9 protein-coding genes are annotated in these 15765 nt (G+C 67.6%); 2 read left to right on the top strand and 7 right to left on the bottom strand.

Translation table 11 applies throughout. The features are described from left to right. The first annotated feature begins 37 nt into the window (after positions 1–37). Positions 38–1600, top strand: coding sequence for an ATP-binding protein (locus RCH14_RS05930; RefSeq protein WP_343025234.1), 1563 nt, complete (start codon positions 38–40; stop codon positions 1598–1600). Beyond that, on the top strand, positions 1597–2262 hold the full coding sequence (locus RCH14_RS05925; RefSeq protein WP_343025233.1) for a response regulator: 666 nt from the start codon (positions 1597–1599) through the stop codon (positions 2260–2262). Before RCH14_RS05930 ends, RCH14_RS05925 begins: the two co-directional genes overlap by 4 nt. Positions 2263–2265: 3 nt before the next feature. On the opposite strand, the gene RCH14_RS05920 is transcribed toward RCH14_RS05925, so the two are convergent. The 7 genes from RCH14_RS05920 to RCH14_RS05890 all read right to left on the bottom strand — a co-directional run bounded on the left by RCH14_RS05920 (position 2266) and on the right by RCH14_RS05890 (position 15716). After that, positions 2266–3558, bottom strand: a complete 1293-nt coding sequence (locus tag RCH14_RS05920) for a sugar MFS transporter (protein WP_343025232.1) — start codon at positions 3556–3558, stop codon at positions 2266–2268. Positions 3559–3594: 36 nt separating this feature from the next. Continuing rightward, positions 3595–6018, bottom strand: a complete 2424-nt coding sequence (locus tag RCH14_RS05915) for a GH92 family glycosyl hydrolase (protein WP_343025541.1) — start codon at positions 6016–6018, stop codon at positions 3595–3597. Then, positions 6018–6941 carry a carbohydrate kinase gene (locus RCH14_RS05910; protein WP_343025231.1) on the bottom strand — a complete coding sequence of 308 codons (924 nt, stop codon included), beginning with the start codon at positions 6939–6941 and terminating at the stop codon, positions 6018–6020. The genes RCH14_RS05915 and RCH14_RS05910 overlap by 1 nt, the downstream gene beginning before the upstream one ends. Continuing rightward, positions 6934–8151: an AGE family epimerase/isomerase gene (locus RCH14_RS05905; RefSeq protein ID WP_343025230.1), complete on the bottom strand. Its 1218-nt coding sequence runs from the start codon at positions 8149–8151 to the stop codon at positions 6934–6936. The genes RCH14_RS05910 and RCH14_RS05905 overlap by 8 nt, the downstream gene beginning before the upstream one ends. Before the next feature lie 22 nt (positions 8152–8173). Further along, on the bottom strand, positions 8174–9205 hold the full coding sequence (locus RCH14_RS05900) for a LacI family DNA-binding transcriptional regulator (protein ID WP_343025229.1): 1032 nt from the start codon (positions 9203–9205) through the stop codon (positions 8174–8176). A 497-nt stretch (positions 9206–9702) separates the two neighbouring features. After that, a complete protein-coding gene (locus RCH14_RS05895) occupies positions 9703–13020 on the bottom strand; it encodes a GH92 family glycosyl hydrolase (protein ID WP_343025228.1) in 3318 nt (1105 codons plus the stop codon). Next, positions 13017–15716, bottom strand: coding sequence for a glycosyl hydrolase 2 galactose-binding domain-containing protein (locus RCH14_RS05890; RefSeq protein ID WP_343025227.1), 2700 nt, complete (start codon positions 15714–15716; stop codon positions 13017–13019). The genes RCH14_RS05895 and RCH14_RS05890 overlap by 4 nt, the downstream gene beginning before the upstream one ends. Between the last annotated feature and the right edge of the window lie 49 nt (positions 15717–15765).

Below are 15765 nucleotides of genomic sequence, written 5' to 3'. Positions count from 1 at the left end.
ACCTCGTGCGCATTCAACATGCCGCGTCGCGACGCTCATGGCTTACCATGCACTGTCACCACTTCTTGCCCGCCCCGTGAAAATCGCCATCGGCCACCGCCTCTTTGCCTCCGTGCTTCTTGCCATGCTGACGGTGGCCGCCGCCGCCGTGCTGCTGCTGCGCCAGAATGTGCTGGGCAGTTTCGGCGACTACGCGGTGGCGATCGAACTGGATCGCCTCGACGAACTCTCTGGCGCCGTCGCGCGCCAGTACCGCCAACATGGCGACTGGACGTTCTTGCCCGCTGGTGAAGACCGCCGCGACTGGATCGGCGGCGAACTGACGCGCCTGCAGTCGATGCGGGGGAAACCGGCGCCGCCGGTCGGGCCGGTGGGACCGGTAGCGCCAGTGGGCCCTGTCGCCCCCGTGGCACCTGTTGCACCAGCTGCTGCCCAGCACACGCCAGCCGGCCCACCGATGCCGCCGCTCCCACCACCCCCACCCGCCCCACCCGGCGTAATCGCCGACCTGCACATGCGCATCACGCTGCTCGATGCTCAGGGCGCGTATCTCGCCGGCCGTCCGCCGGGCAACCGTCCGCTGGCTCGGCGCGCCATCACCATCGATGAGCGCACCGTTGGCTATCTCGGCGTCGCGCGCAGCGCGCGGCCCAGTGACGCGATGGCGTTCGCCTTTCTCGACCAGTTGCAGCGCAGCCTGTGGCTGATTGGCGGACTCGCCCTCGTGCTCAGCGCGCTGGCGGCAATCGGCCTGGCGCGCCACTTCCGGCGCCCGATCGACCGCCTCGCGCGCGGCGCCGGCGCACTGGCCGCAGGCGACTACGCCGTGCGCCTGCCGGACCAGCGCAGCGACGAACTGGGCGACCTGGCGCGCCACTTCAATGCGCTGGCCGAACGACTGGATCAAGCGGAAGCGGCGCGCCGCCAGTGGGTGGCCGATACCTCGCACGAACTGCGCACGCCGCTGGCCGTACTGCGCGCACAGCTCGAAGCGATTCAGGATGGCGTGCGCCAGGCCACACCCGCCACCGTCGATGCGATGGTGCTGCAGGTGCATGCGCTGACGAAGCTGATCGACGAACTGTATGCGCTGGCGCGGGCCGACGTCGGCGAACTGGCATGCCAGCGCGTGCCGCTCGACCTGTGGCAATTGGCGACCGCTGAAGCGCAGGCATTCGGCGCGCGCTTCCAGGCCGCTGGCCTGACGTTCGAGACCGGCGGGGCGCCGGCACATTCACAGGTGCTGGGCGACCCGGACCGCCTGCGTCAGGTGCTGGCCAACCTGTTCGAGAATAGCCTGCGCTACACGGCGCCCGGCGGCGTGGTGCGGCTCAGCGCGCAGGTGCACGACAGCCAGTTGCACCTGACGCTCGACGACAGCGCGCCCGGCGTGCCCGATGCCGCGCTGGCGCGGCTGGCCGAGCGTTTCTACCGCGTCGATGCCTCGCGTAGCCGCGCGCACGGCGGCGCCGGCCTGGGTCTGGCCCTGAGCCGGCGCCTGCTCGCAGCGCAGGGCGGCGCGCTGGCGTTCGCCCATTCGCCATTGGGCGGCCTGCGCGTGACCGTGTCGCTGCCGCTGCTTGAAAAGGACGTGCCATGATCAGCACCATCATGATCGTCGAGGATGAACCAGAACTGGCCGCCGTGATCGCCGACTACGCACGCGCGGCCGGTTATGTCGCGACCGTGCATGGCGATGGCGCGCAGGCCCTGGCCGCGATCCGCGCGGCGCCGCCGGATCTGATCGTGCTCGACCTGATGCTGCCTGGCCTGGATGGCCTGGCATTGTGCTGCGCGGTGCGCGCATTTTCGGACGTGCCAATCGTGATGGTGACGGCGCGCGTCGAAGAAATCGACCGCTTATTGGGGCTGGAACTGGGCGCTGACGACTACCTGTGCAAGCCGTTCAGCCCGCGCGAACTGATGGCGCGCATCAAGGCGATCCTGCGCCGCGCCGGAAGCAGCGACGTTGCGCCGGCGGCGCTGCAGCTCGACGAGGCCGCGCGCAGCGTCAGTCTCCACGGCCGTGCGCTCGACCTGACGCCAAGCGAGTACGCGATCCTGGCAGCGCTGGCGCGCCGGCCGGGCCAGGTGCTGTCACGCGCCCAGCTGCTCGACGCGGCCCGCGCCGATAATCTCGACGCCACCGACCGCGCCATCGACAGCCACGTCAAGAACCTGCGGCGCAAGATCGATGCGGCGGCGCCGGGGCTGGAGCCGATCCGCTCGATCTATGGCCTCGGCTACCGCTACGACGCGTGAAGGTTACTTCGGCGCGTACATCGACGCGTAACGGGCACCGAAGTACAGGATGAACGCATAGCATGCGGCCGGCAGCAGGAACGAGATCTGCACGCCCAAGGTATCGGCCAGCGCGCCCTGCGCAAAAGGCACCAGCGCGCCGCCGACGATGGCCATGCACAGGATGCCGGAACCCTGGCCCGTGTGCTTGCCCAGGCCGTAAAGCGCCATGCTGAAGATCGTCGGGAACATGATCGAGTTGCACAGGCCAACCGCCAGGATCGCCCACATCGCGATGTCGCCCTGCGCGAACGTGCCGACCAATACCAGCACGATTGCCGCCACCGAATTGAATGCCAGCGTCTTGCCCGGGCTGACCACGCGCATCACGGCAAAGCCGATGAAGCGACCCACCATCGCGCCGCCCCAGTAGATGCTGACGTAATGGGCGGCGTCGGCATGCGCCAGGCCAGCGATCTGCGGCTCGCCGATGAAGTTGATCAGGAAGCTGCCGATGCTCACTTCGGCGCCCACGTACAGGAAGATGCCGATGGCACCCAGCACCAGATGGCGATGCGCCAGCACCGAGCCGGCGGCACCCGCCACCGGCGCACCAGCGTCATCGGCGGCAGCAATCGTTGGCAGCTTCGCTGCCAAAAACAGCACGGCCAGCACGACCAGCAGGCCGGCCAGCATCAGGTACGGCCCGCGCACGCTGGCTGCTTCGGCAGCCGCATTTGCAACAACGTCGGTCCCCGCCACGGCGGCAGCGCCGGCCGCCGACAGGATCAGCACCCCGCCCACGGCCGGTCCGATCGTCGTGCCCAGCGAATTGAACGCCTGCGTGAGCGTCAGCCGGCTCGACGCCGTGCGCGCCGGGCCCAGCACGGCCACATACGGATTGGCCGCGACCTGCAGCACCGTGATGCCCGAGGCCAAAACGAACAGCGCCAGCAGGAACATGCCATAGCCGCCGGCAGCGGCCGGATAGAACAGCGTGCAGCCGACGGCCGCCACCAGGAGGCCCGTCACGGCGCCCTTCTGGTAGCCGATGCGGCGAATCAGTACGCCGGCCGGCAGCGACACGATCGCATACGCGCCGAAGAAGCAGAACTGCACCAGCATCGCCTGCACGTAGGTCAGCGTGTAGACCGCCTTCAGGTGCGGGATCAGGACGTCGTTGAGCGACGTGATCAGGCCCCACATGAAGAACAGGATGGTGACGATGACGAGCGCCCCCGTGTTACTGCCCTGCTGGGTCCCGGGGGGACCGTCCTGCCGCGCGAGTGGTGCCGCGCCCGTAGCCATATTTGCCATGCTGTCTCCTAACTATTTTTGTTGTGGTCGAGGTACTTAGCGGGCCATGCCAGCGGGCGGGCGTGGCAGGTCGCGGGCACGCGTGCCCCAGCCCTGCGCATCCGGCTGCGGCGCCAGCTGGTACTTCAGCGCGCCGCCCGACTGCACTTGCTCCCAGTCGAGCCAGACGCGCTCCACCGCGCGGCCGCTGTAATTGACCGACTTGACGAAACCGCGCTGGCCCGGCTTGGCGCCAGCAGCGTCGATGCGCAGCGTGCGGCCCTGTGCCAGGTCGATCTCGGCGCCTGCAAAGCGCGGCGCATGCAGCAGGAAGCGCCCGCTGCCCGGCATGTCCGGATAGATGCCCAATGCGCTGAACAGGTACCAGGCCGACATCGTCCCCAGGTCATCGTTGCCCGTCACGCCGCCCGGACCATTGGTGAACAGCGTTTCGGCGGCGCGCAGCACGGTGGTCGTCTTCCACGGCTGGCCCATCAACGTGTACATCCACGGTGCGTGCAGGTCCGGCTCGTTGTTCGGGTTGTAGCGGAACTGGGCGTAGTAGCTGTATGGCCCCACCACCCACGACTTGCGCACGGCGTTCGGGTCGGCCAACACGGCCGGATAGTCGAAGAACTGGTCAAGCCGGCCCAGTGCCCCCGCCTGCCCGCCCATCGCTGCGGCCAGGCCCGGCACGTCCTGCGGCGCCAGCCACTGGTATTGCCACGCCGTGCCTTCATGGAAGCCATGGTCGCCGCGCGGATCGAACCCGCTGCCGACATCGGCAAACCAGCTGCCGTCGATCAGGCGTGGGCGTGGGAAGCCGCGCTGGCCGGTCGGTTCGTCGATGGCATTGGCATCCCAGACGGTTTTCCAGTTCAGCGCGCGCTGCGCCAGCACACGGGCATCGTCCTCGTGGCCGAGCGCCTTGGCCATCTCGGCCAGCGCGCCATCGGCCAGCGCGTATTCGAGCGTCGCCGAGGCGCCGTGGTGCGGGTCGGTGTCCATCCCTTTCGACACAAAGCTGCGGTCGTACTGCACGAAACCCTGCTTCATGTAATTCGGATTGCCCGAACGGCCTTGCGGACGGATGCCGTGGGCCGGCACACCGAAGGCATTTTCGCGCAGCGCGGCGTAGGCCTGCGCTTCGCGACCCTTGAGCGCGCCGAAGCGCCACAGATCGACCAGGAACGGCGTGACCGGGTCGCCCGTCATGATATTGGTTTCGAAGTTGGCATAGCCCCAGCGCGGCAGCCAGCCGCCCTGGTCGCGGATCGCCAGTACCGAGGTCGCGATATTGCGCGCGCGCTCGGGCCGGATCAGCGCCAGCAACTGGTTCTGCGCGCGATAGGTGTCCCACAGCGAGAAGAATTCGTAGTAGGTCCAGTCCTTGGCGGTATGGATCGCATCGTCATAGCCGCGATAGCGGCCGTCGGCGTCGTTGCCCGTCAGCGGCTGCAGCAGCGCGTGGTACAGCGCCGTGTAGAACACGGTGCGGTCGTCCTTGCTGCCGCCCTTGATGCGCACGCTGCCCAGTTCACGCTGCCAGGTGGCCTGCGCCTTTGTTTTCATCGCATCAAAGGTCAAGGCTTTGTCGCCAGCCTTGCCGTCGGCGGCGAGGTTGATGCGCGCGCCTTCGGCGTCGACGTGCGAAATCGCGCTGACAGCGGTGACGGCCTGGCCGTTCTTCAGCTCAAAACTAAGCCACACGCCATGCGGCTTGGCCTCGCCCTGCTGGCTCGGACCGGCAGCGCCAGGCCAGCCGCCACGGTCGTCCCAGACGCCCTTGGCGGCGATGGGCTGGTCGAACTCCATGCGGAACCAGGTCGTATACTTGGCGCCGCCGCAGAAACTGCGGGTGACGATCTTGCCCTCGACGGCGCGCTCACCGACGACCTGCACTTCGCTGCCGATGACGCCATGGCGCTCGTTGGCCTGCGCGACGTTGAGCAGCACATGGCCGGTCTTGGTGCCGGGCGCGTAGGTATAACGTTCGGCGGCGGCGCGGGTCAGCGCGGTCGCTTCGGCCGTGATGCCGCCGTAGCTGGTCAGCTTGACCTTGTAGTAGCCAGCCTGGCCGACTTCGCCGTCATGCGTATAGTCGGCGGCGTAGCGCTTGTGGTCAAAACTGTCTTTCTTGGCGGTGTCGAAGTCGCCGCCCGGCCCGATGGTGCCCGTGACCGGCAGCACCGACAGCTGTCCGCCCTGCTCCCAGCAGCCAGCGCCGGACAGGAACGAGTGGCCAAAGCCGCGGATCCGCTTGTCGCTGTAGCGATAACCGGCGTAGTGGTCGGCAATCGGGCTGACCTGGATCATGCCGAACGGCGCGGAGGCGCCGGGGAAGGTGTTGCCCTCATCCTGGGTGCCGATGAAGGTGTTGACCGGCATGCTGTCGGCCGCCAGCGCGACCTGCGCGCCCAGGGGCAGCAGGCAGGCCAGCACCAGCGTGGGGACACTGAAACGGGTACGGAAATGCGGCATCACGATGCTTCTCCTTCGAGCAGTTCGAACAGTTGGTGCATGGCCGCCGGTGGCGGTGGGGTGGCGCCGGCCTGCAGGCAGGCGGCGGAGCCGGCCGCCAGTGCGGCGTGCAGGTGCGCCTGCAGGGCGCGCTGCGGATGGCGTGCAAGGCTGTGCAAGAGGCCAGCGGCGCTGGCGTCGCCCGCGCCCACGGTATCCACGACCGCCACTTTCGGCGCCAGCGCGTGACAACGTTCGTCGCCGTGGAACAGGCTCGCGCCCTGGCCGCCGCGCGTGAGCAGGCAGTAAGCGGCCGGGTTGAACGCGCGCAGGCGCGCCAGGGCGTCGTCCAGCCCCAGGCCGGGGAACAGGCCGCGCAGGTCGTCGTCCGACACCTTGATCAGGTCGGCCAGCGAGGCCATTGCCTCGAGCGTCGGCGTGTAGCGCGCATCCATCAGGTTGCGGTAATTCGGATCGAAGCTGATCGACACGCCGCGTTCTTTCAACGTGCGCGCCAGCGCCACCAGCGTGGCGGCCAGCGGCTCGCGCGCCAGGCTGATGCCACCAAAGTGCGCCCAGCGCAGGCCGTCGAAGGCGCCGGCCGGCAGCGCGGACGGATCGAAATGCAGGTCGGCGCTGTCGTCACCGATGAAGAAGTAGCGCGGCGGCTCGCCGCCCTCGACCACGGCCAGCAGCGGCGCGCGCTCCACGCGCTGCAGCAGGCGCAGGTCCAGGCCCGCCGCTTCGCTGGCCGCCCACAGGGCGTCGCCAAAACGGTCGCGGCTGATCGCGCCGGCAAACGCCGTCGGCTCGCCCAGCACCGCCAGCGCGCGCGCCACGTTCCAGGTCGAGCCGCCCACGCGGCTGACCCAGCGTTCGTCGCCCTGATGGATCATGTCGGTCAGCGCCTCGCCGGCGCACAGCATGAACGGTGCATCAACCATGGCGCGTCCCTTTCATCGCGGCGACGATGTCGTACACGGCGCCCATCGTGTGGTAATCGACCTTGCCGGCCGGGCTTTTCTCGTCACTGAGCTTGCGGTTATCGCGGTCGAGGATGCGGTACCAGGCGCCGTGCTGGTGGTCGACGAAGTGGCTCCAGCTGTATTGCCACAGTCGCTCGTACCAGGTCCAGTAGGCGTCGTTACCGGTGCGCGCGGCCAGGAGCGCCGCCGCGGCGGCGCTTTCTGCCTGCACCCAGAAGTATTTGTGGCTGTCGCAGACTGTCAGGTCGGGCGCGAGCGAATAGGCCACGCCGCCGTATTCGTTGTCCCAGCCCTTCTCCAGCGCCACCTTGAACAGGCGCTCCGCGGTTGGCAGCAGCCAGCTCAGATCATCAAACAGAACGCCCGTGGCGCGCGCTTCGAGCTGCACCAGCAGCTTGGCCCATTCGGTAAAGTGGCCCGGCTGGTAGCCCCATGGGCGAAACAGGTTTTCCGGGTCGTCGATGTTGAACTTCCAGTCCGGTTGCCACTGCTCGTCGTAGTGTTCCCAGACCAGGCCACCGCAGCGCGCGGCCTGGCGCTGCGTGATGTTGCTGGCCACCAGATAGGCGCGCTCGAGGTAGCGCGCTTCGCCGGTGGCCTGGTGGGCCGCCAGCAGCGCCTCGACTGCGTGCATGTTCGCGTTCTGGCCGCGGTAGCTCGACAGCGTGCGCCAGTCGTGGCTTGCCTCGTCGGCGTACAGGCCATCGGCCGCGCTCCAGAAGCGCGCTTCCATCAGGTCAAACGTCTCGCCGATCCAGGCGCGCGTCTGTTCCAGCCCGGCCATCGTCGCATGCGAATACGCCAGCAGCACGAAGGCCTGGCCGTAGGCATGCTGGGTGCCGTCTTCGAGCTCGCGTCCATCCAGCATCCAGGCGTAGCCGCTGCCGTCCGGTGCGCGGTGCGCGTCGCGCAGGAAGCGCACCGCGTGCTGCAAGCCGTCCAGATAGGCCGGATCGCCGAACTGGCGGTATGCCATCGCATACGTGAACACGAAGCGCGTGCTGCTCACCAGGTGGCGGTGGTGCGGGTCGTAGACGGCGCCGTCATCCTTGAAATAGTGGAACATGCCACCGGCCGGATCGATCGCGCGCGGGTGGTAGAAGCGCATCGTATGGCGCGCGTGGTCGAGCAGCAGGTCCGGGCTGCGAAAGTTCGGGAACGTGGTCATGGTGGGGGATGGTGGTTGTACGCTAGTCGTCGTAGCTGCTCTCGCGCACGATGATCTCGACTGGCAGGGTTATCTGGGTGGCGTCCACGTCGCTCTGCTGGAGGCCGGGCTGTTGCGGGTTGGTGTGTTGAAGCTCTGGCCTGGCGAGCAGCGCATCGACGCCGGCGCGCCCCAGCGCTTCCTTGTCCACGCGCACGGTGCTCAGTGGCGGAATGGCGGCAGCGGCGGCGGCGATATCGTCGAAGCCGACGATGGCGAGGTCGTAGGGAATCTTGAGCCCCTCGCCCAGGCAGTACTTCATCGCGACCAGCGCCGTGCTGTCGTTGTAGCAGAACAGCGCGTCGGGCCGCTTCGGCAACGCCAGCAGGCTGCGCATCGCCTCGATCACGCCGTCGTCGCCCTCGCCCATCGTCGGCACGCTCACTTCGAGGCTCGGATCGGCATGCATCCTGGCATCGAACAGCGCCTGACGAAAGCCGCGGTTGCGCTGCCCGATGCTGTAGTGGGCCAGGGACCCCGACAGCATGGCGATGCGCTTGCGCCCGACGCGCAGCAGGTGCTGCGTGGCGAGGTAGCCGCCGCTGATATTGTCCGGGTTGATCGACGTGAAACCGCGCCGGTGCATGTCGACCAGCACCATCGGCTTGCCGGTCTGCTGCAGGGCGCTGAGGATTTCCGGCTCAAAGAAGCCGGCGCACAGGATCGCGTCGGGCTGGTGCAGGCGAATCTGTTCCAGCACCGGTTCGGCCGGCCCGACGACGATCAGCGACAGCGCAATCCCCTCGCGCCGGCAGGCTTCTTCGGCCCCGTGCAGCACGGGCGTAAAGAAGGGGCTGGACGTGAGGGTGTTGTGCTGGCTGTGCAGCAAAAACGCGATGCGGCGGATCCGGCCTTTCTTGAGCAGCGAAAAGTCGTAGCCCAGCCGCAGCGCCGCGTCACGCACGGCCGTGCGCGTGGCCTCCGTCATGCCGCCCTGGTTCTTCAGCGCGCGCGAGACGGTGCCAATGGACAGCCCTGTGGCGCTGGCGATATGGCGCAGCGTGACCTGGCTCACGGCCGCGCCTCCGGCATGCCGGGCCTCGTGATCATGGACATGATCGGTCTCCAATCGTTGGTTTAATAAACGCCTCTGCGGGCAATGCCGTTCAGTTAACACAGCCGGGGTCAGGTCTGACATTCAGACACGACCTCAGCCTTAACTACTTCCACAGCCGGGGTCAGGTCTGACATTCAGACACGACCTCAACCTTAGCCACTTCCAATGGTGTCTTGCCCATTATTAGCATGGCGCGGTGCCAGCGAGTGCCAACTGTCCGACTGACGAGATCGTGTCCGAATGTCAGACCTGACCCCCGCTTTTCACTCTATGGGTAACTGAACGGCATTACGCCTCTGCGGGCGCTTTTTGCGTCATCGGAATCGTCTCCAACGCGCATTCTTGTAGTGTGTTTTATAGCAGCCGCGCCTCTGGGGAGTCAACGCAGGCAAACTAAACCGGCCGTGTTTTAGCGCGTTTTAGTAAACAAGCATCGCCCCCGGAGCGCGGTGTGTTTACCGCGCTTCGAGCAGTTCCAGTTCGGCCAGCTCGAACGCCGCGCACTGCGCAAAGCGCAAGCGGTATGCCTTGTACACGCCTGGCTTGGCGATGCCGAACGGGCGCAGCTGGCGTTCCCAGGGGAAGACTTCGTTCTCGCGCGTGTCGAGCGCGACCCAGCCGCCCTTGGCGTCACGGCCTTCCAGCGTCCACGACACCTTGCCCAGCGGCGCCTTGCCGCCGGTGAGCGTGTAGTGGCTGATGCGTGCGCTCTTGGCCAGGGTGATACCGATGTTCGCCGCTGCTGCTACCTGCACGGCCGTGGCTGCATCGTCGTCGGTCAGCGGCGCGGGCGCGCGTTTGCCGTCCAGCGTGAGCGTGGCACCCTTGCTGCGGTCGACCAGGCCTGCAGGCTGCTTGCCGGCTGGCGTGAGCGACGCTGGCAAGGCGCCGGCGCCGCTGCCCCAGGTCGATGGCGTGCTGCCCATCGTGAATTCCAGCGTCGCGCCGGCAGCGATGTCGTCGTGGCGGATCCAGGGTTTGGTCCACGGCTTGCCATTGACGGTGAGCGACTGTACGTAGACGTTGTCAACGCTGTTGCCATGCGCGATCACGGACAGCGTGCGGCCGTTTTCCAGGCGCACATCGGTACGCGCGAAGGCCGGCGAGCCGATCACGTATTCCGGGGACCCCATCCGCAGCGGATACAGTCCCAGCATCGCAAACGTGTACCAGGCCGACATCTCGCCATTGTCTTCGTCGCCCGGATAGCCCTGCCCGATCTCGCTGCCCAGGTACAGGCGCGCCAGGATGTCGCGCGTGATCTTCTGCGTCTTCGCAGGCTGGCCGGCGGCCACGTACATCCATGGGATGTGGTGCGACGGCTGGTTGCTGTGGGCGTACATGCCCATGCGCACGTCGCGCGCTTCCGTCATTTCGTGGATCACCTGGCGGTAGCTGCCCGAGAACGCCGCCTGCGCCGTTTCGGGCGTGGTAAAGAAGGTGTCGAGCCGCTTGCCCAGCGCCGCGCGTCCGCCCATCAGGCCGGCCAGTCCTTCGGCGTCGTGCGGCACGGTGAACGCGAAGTTCCAGGCATTGGCTTCCGTATAGTCGCCACCCCAGCGGCGCGGATCGAACGCCCTGGCCGGTTCGCGCCACGCGCCCTTGGCGTCGCGGCCGCGGAAGAACCCCGTGGCCGGGTTGTACAGGTGGACGTAATCGGTGGCGCGCGCGCCGAAGTATGCGGCTTCCTCGCGGTAGCGGCGCCCGCGCGACGTGTCACCCTCCCCGCCGGCCAGCGCGGTCGCCATCTGCGCCAGGCCGAAGTCATTGAGCGCACCTTCGAGCGTCCACGACATGCCTTCATGGACCGACGCATCGGCATAGCCGCGGTACATTGACTTGCCCAGGCCCTTGCGCCCGACGTTCGACACGGGCGGCACCACGGTCGCGTTCTTCAGCGCCGCTTCATACGCCTGGTGCGCATCGAAACCGCGCACGCCCTTGAGCCAGGCATCGGCAAAGGCGACGTCAGAACTGGTGCCGACCATCAGGTCGGCGTAGCCCGGCGACGACCAGCGCGCCACCCAGCCGCCGTCGCGGTACTGCTGCAGGAAGCCGTCGACCATCTCGCCGGCGCGGGTTGGCGCCAGCAGCGCGTAGGCCGGCCACGTGGTGCGGAACGTATCCCAGAAGCCGTTGTTGACATACACCTTGCCGGCGACGACCGGCGCCGAGGTCTTGTCGGCGTCGCCGCCGGTGTTGGCCTGCGACCAGCCACTCTGGTCGGCGTGGCGCCAGTCGGGCTGCTGCGCGCTGCCGACGTTTTCGTGGCCGACGTTCGGGTACAGGAACAGGCGGTACAGGTTCGAGTAGACCGTGGTTAGCTGGTCGGCGCTGGCGCCATCGACCTTCACCCGGCCCAGTTCCTTGTCCCACGCCGTCTGCGCGCGCTCGCGCACGGTGTCGAAGCCGGCGTCGCCGATTTCCAGCGCCAGATTCTTTTGCGCCTGTTCGACCGAGATCAGCGACGTCGCGATGCGCATGCGCACTTCGCCGCCGTCGGCCTTGAACTTGATGTAGCCAGTCGGGCGGCCCGTCTCCAGCGAGCCGCTGGCCTGCCAGCGCTGGTCGAAGCGGGCGAACACGAACATGCGCGTCGCGCCGTTCGACAGGCCGCTGCGCGTGTCGGTGTAGCCGCGCAGCGTCTGCGTGGCTGCGTCCAGGCGCAGGCCGCCGCGCGCATCGACGTTATCGAACAGCAGGTTGGCGTCGCCCCCTTGCGGGAAGCGAAAGCGAAAGATCGCCGCCCGCTCGCTCGGCGCGATCTCGGCGCGGATGCCGTTGTCGAAGTCCACGCGGTAGGTGTGCGCGCGCGCCACTTCGTTCTCGTGCGAGAACGACAGCGCGCGCCGCTTGCGGTCGGGATCGGGCTGGCCGGTCGCGTTTGAGGGCATGATCTGGAAGGTCTGGCGGTCGCCCATCCAGGGGCTCGGCTGGTGGCTCAGCGACAGCGCCTGCAGGCGCGGCCGGTTGTTTTCGTCGTTCTGCTCGTTCCAGCGATACAACCAGGTCAAGGTGCCCGCATCGGTGGCGGGCGTCCAGAAGTTGAAGCCATGTGGCATCGCCGTGGCCGGAATATTGTTCCCGCGCGAGAAGGTGCCGTTGGCCTGGGTGCCGCGTGTCGTCAGCACGTGGTCGCTCGGGCGTTTGGTGTCGCCCTGGGCCTGCTCGCCGATGACGATGTCGTCCAGCCAGCCGCTGGCGCCGGCGGCGGTAGTAGGCTGCAGCGCCAGCTCGATCGATTTGATGCGGCGGCCCGCCAGGCTGCCAAGGCGCACCGACTTGTGCGCCCACTGCTGCGGATACAGCGTGTTTGACTTGGCCTGCACCGCCGCGTCGATGCGCACGCCGTGGTTGTCGCGCAGGTCAAGGCTCGAGATGCGGCGGCCGTCGTCCAGCACCAGGTCCAGCGCCACGCCGGTGGAGGTGGCGATGTCGCCATCGACGATCTCGGGCAGCACCTTCCATGACAGGACCGTGTCGGCGGTGATCGCCAGATCGACCGCGAACAGCGGCAAGCGTCCGCCCTTGCCGTCCGCGCGATATTGCAGCGCGCGCAGGCCCGTGTAGCCGGCCTTCGCCTTGGCAGCGTAGGGTTTATCAGGGCCGCTGCCCGGCGTGACCCGGATGCCCTCGCCTGTTGTGGTAGCGGGGACGGGATCATTCGCTTCGAACGAGGTCGCAAAACCGTTGGCAGTGCGGGGTTCGGCGGCATTGGCCATGCTGGCCAGCAGCATGGCCACGGCGGCGCCGATGGTGTGGGTCTTGTTCATGGGGTGATCTTCCAGGAAGTTGGGTTGGTCGCGCGCATGGCATCGCGCAGCGAGCGGACATGGAGGGCGGCGCGCAGCACGGTCTCGCTGGCGGTGGACGTCACGCGCACGGTGACGGATTCGCCCGGCAGCACGGTCAGGGCATTGTCGTGGAACTGCGCATCGACGTCGCCGGCATCGAGCCAGACGCCGCGCGCCAGTGTCGCTGCCGTGATCTCGATGCGGTAGCCATTACCATCGCGGTGTACGGTCGTCTGCAGGCCAGGATCGCGCCAGGCGACGTCTTTCGCCGGCACGAAGTAGACGACGCCGGTCGATGCCGGCTCGCCATCCACCTGCAGCGTGAACACGGCAACGGTCGAAGCCGGATCGGCGCCGGCCAGCAGGTCCGCGTCAGCATACGCGCGCACGTCGCCCGCCGACAGCGGCCCGATCGCAATGGCTTCGCGCGTGTCACGCAGCACGGCGCCGTCAATCGTCATCACGCGCGTGCGCAGCGTCCCCTGCACGGCGTGCGTGCGGTCGTTGAGCAGGCTGACGCGCGTGGCGCCCCCGGCGTCGCGCAGTGCGGCCACCGCGACCGGTGCAAAGAAGCGGCGTGCATGAAACTGCAGCGCTTTCGGCCGGCCGAACCAGTCGATGCTCGACCACGACGCGCCCGGCCACACATCATTGAGCTGCCAGTAAAGCGAACCCATCGTGTGAGGCCGGCTGCGGCGATGGTGCAGCGCGGCCAGTTCGATGCCGTCGGCCTGCATCACCTGGCTCAGATAGGCAAACGCCGGAAAATCGACCGGTACGCCGAACTGCGCCTGCACGTACTTCATCAAGCGCTGGTTGCCCTTGCCGGCCATGAATTTCTGGTGCGCTTCGATGACGGGCGTGGCCACGCCCTGCTCGGCGCGCGTGGCAAAGGCGTCGATCGTGCGCTGCACCGGCCAGGCCTGCAGCCCGTACTCGGACATGAAGCGCGGCGTGATGTCGAGATAGTTGGAAACCGGATGGGCCGGATTGCCCCACACCTCCCAGTAGTGCATGTCGCCACTGCCCGGCGTGTTGGCGACTTCCTGCAAATCGTTGCCGGGCGAGCTCGACCAGTAGCCGATGCCGCCGCCTTCTTCGGCCACCACGCGGCGCAGATCGACGCCGAACAGCGTCACATACCCGTCCCACACCTGGCTGGCAAAGACCGGGTCGGCGCGCTCGAGCGTCTTGCGGTGGCCCCAGTTTTTCCAGGCGACCTCTTGCTCGTTGTTGCCGCACCAAAGCACGACGCTGGGCCGGTTGCGCAGGCGCAGCACCTGGTCGCGCGCCTCATGGACCACGTTGGCGCGAAACGCCGGATCGTACGCTGGCTGCATCCCGCCGCCGAACATGAAATCCTGCCAGACCATCAGGCCCAGCTCATCGGCAAGGTCGTAGAAGTCTTCGTCCTCGTAATAGCCGCCGCCCCAGCTCCGCAGCATGTTCATATTGGCGTCGGCCGCCGACTGCAGCACGCGCCGCAACCCCTCGCGGCGCACGCGCGGCTGAAACATGTCGAACGGGATCGTGTTGGCGCCCTTGGCAAACACGGGAATCCCATTGATGACGAAATAAAAGCCCTGGCCCGCGGCGTCATGGTCGCGCCGCAGTTCGACGCTGCGCAGACCCGTGCGCGCAGCATGCGTGGCAAGCGTGTTGTTCCCATGGGCGACCTCGAGCTGGTAGCGGTACAGCGGCTGCTTGCCGTAGCCGTTCGGGAACCAGCGCTGCGGCGCGTCGATCCGCACCGGCAGTTCGATCCGGTTGGCGCCGGCGCGCAGAGTGACGCGCCGCTTTGCTGCGAGCGTGCGCTGACCGCCGGGCGCCGTCTGCCACAGGCGCAGCGTGAAGCGCCCGGCGCGCACGGCGTCGAGCGAGGCGATGGCGGCGATGTCTGCGCGCGCGGCATCGACGCGGTCCTGGCGCAGTTGCAGGTCGTCGATGCGCACCGCATCCCAGCTGTGCAGCACGACGGGTTTGCCGATGCCGGCAGTGACGTAGCGCGGCCCCCAGTCCCAGCCATAGTGGTAGCCGGGTTTGCGCACGAAGTTCGCGCTCAGGATATCCTTGGGTTCATCGCCGTACGGCGAGGCATAGTTGCCGGCGATCTTGTGCGGCATCGCGGCGACCTGCGGCAGCATCGTGTTGATCGGTGAGCGGAACACGATGCGCAGGATGTTGCCGTGCTCACGCAGCCGGCCCGCCACCGGCACGCGCCAGGTGCGAAACGCATTGTTCGCGTGGAGCAGCTTGACGCCGTTGAGCCAAACTTCGGCAAAGGTGTCGAGGCCGGCGAACACCAGCTCGCTGCGCGCGCGTTGCAGTACCGCGCGCGGCACGTCGAAGGCGGTGCGGTATTCCCAGTCGGCCAGGCCGATCCACTGCAAGCCTGCTTCGGGCGCGCCGACGTAGGGATCGGGAATCAGGCCGTGGGCCAGCAGGTCGGTATGCACGGTGCCCGGCACCGTGGCGGCGCGCCATGGCATGAGGTCGGGATGCGCCTCTTCACGCGCGTCGCCCGGCAGCAGGTGGAAGCGCCAGCCCCCGTCGATGACGAGCTTGTCGGACGGGTTGGCCAGGGCGAGGCCTGCGCAAAAGAAGAGAAGCAGGCCGGCGCACAGCGCGCGCCAGCCGCCGCCGGCCGTCGAGATCGTACTGATCCGGTCGTTCATGGCGTGATCCTGGAAAAGAGACACTGTCCTGTGTTCAAACCAACCTGGT

It is taken from the genome of Massilia sp. MP_M2, assembly GCF_039123635.1.
In the GTDB taxonomy this organism is placed as follows: Bacteria; Pseudomonadota; Gammaproteobacteria; order Burkholderiales; family Burkholderiaceae_D; genus Telluria.
The sequence above is the reverse complement of the archived record's forward strand: the minus strand, read 5'-3'. Positions and strand labels throughout refer to the sequence as shown.

Excerpts from the sequence above, each read along its gene's own strand:
- RCH14_RS05930 (WP_343025234.1), top strand. The coding sequence starts at position 38 with ATGGCTTACCATGCACTGTCACCACTTCTTGCCCGCCCCGTGAAAATC.
- RCH14_RS05925 (WP_343025233.1), top strand. The coding sequence starts at position 1,597 with ATGATCAGCACCATCATGATCGTCGAGGATGAACCAGAACTGGCCGCC.
- RCH14_RS05920 (WP_343025232.1), bottom strand. The coding sequence starts at position 3,558 with ATGGCAAATATGGCTACGGGCGCGGCACCACTCGCGCGGCAGGACGGT.
- RCH14_RS05915 (WP_343025541.1), bottom strand. The coding sequence starts at position 6,018 with ATGCCGCATTTCCGTACCCGTTTCAGTGTCCCCACGCTGGTGCTGGCC.
- RCH14_RS05910 (WP_343025231.1), bottom strand. The coding sequence starts at position 6,941 with ATGGTTGATGCACCGTTCATGCTGTGCGCCGGCGAGGCGCTGACCGAC.
- RCH14_RS05905 (WP_343025230.1), bottom strand. The coding sequence starts at position 8,151 with ATGACCACGTTCCCGAACTTTCGCAGCCCGGACCTGCTGCTCGACCAC.
- RCH14_RS05895 (WP_343025228.1), bottom strand. The coding sequence starts at position 13,020 with ATGAACAAGACCCACACCATCGGCGCCGCCGTGGCCATGCTGCTGGCC.
- RCH14_RS05890 (WP_343025227.1), bottom strand. The coding sequence starts at position 15,716 with ATGAACGACCGGATCAGTACGATCTCGACGGCCGGCGGCGGCTGGCGC.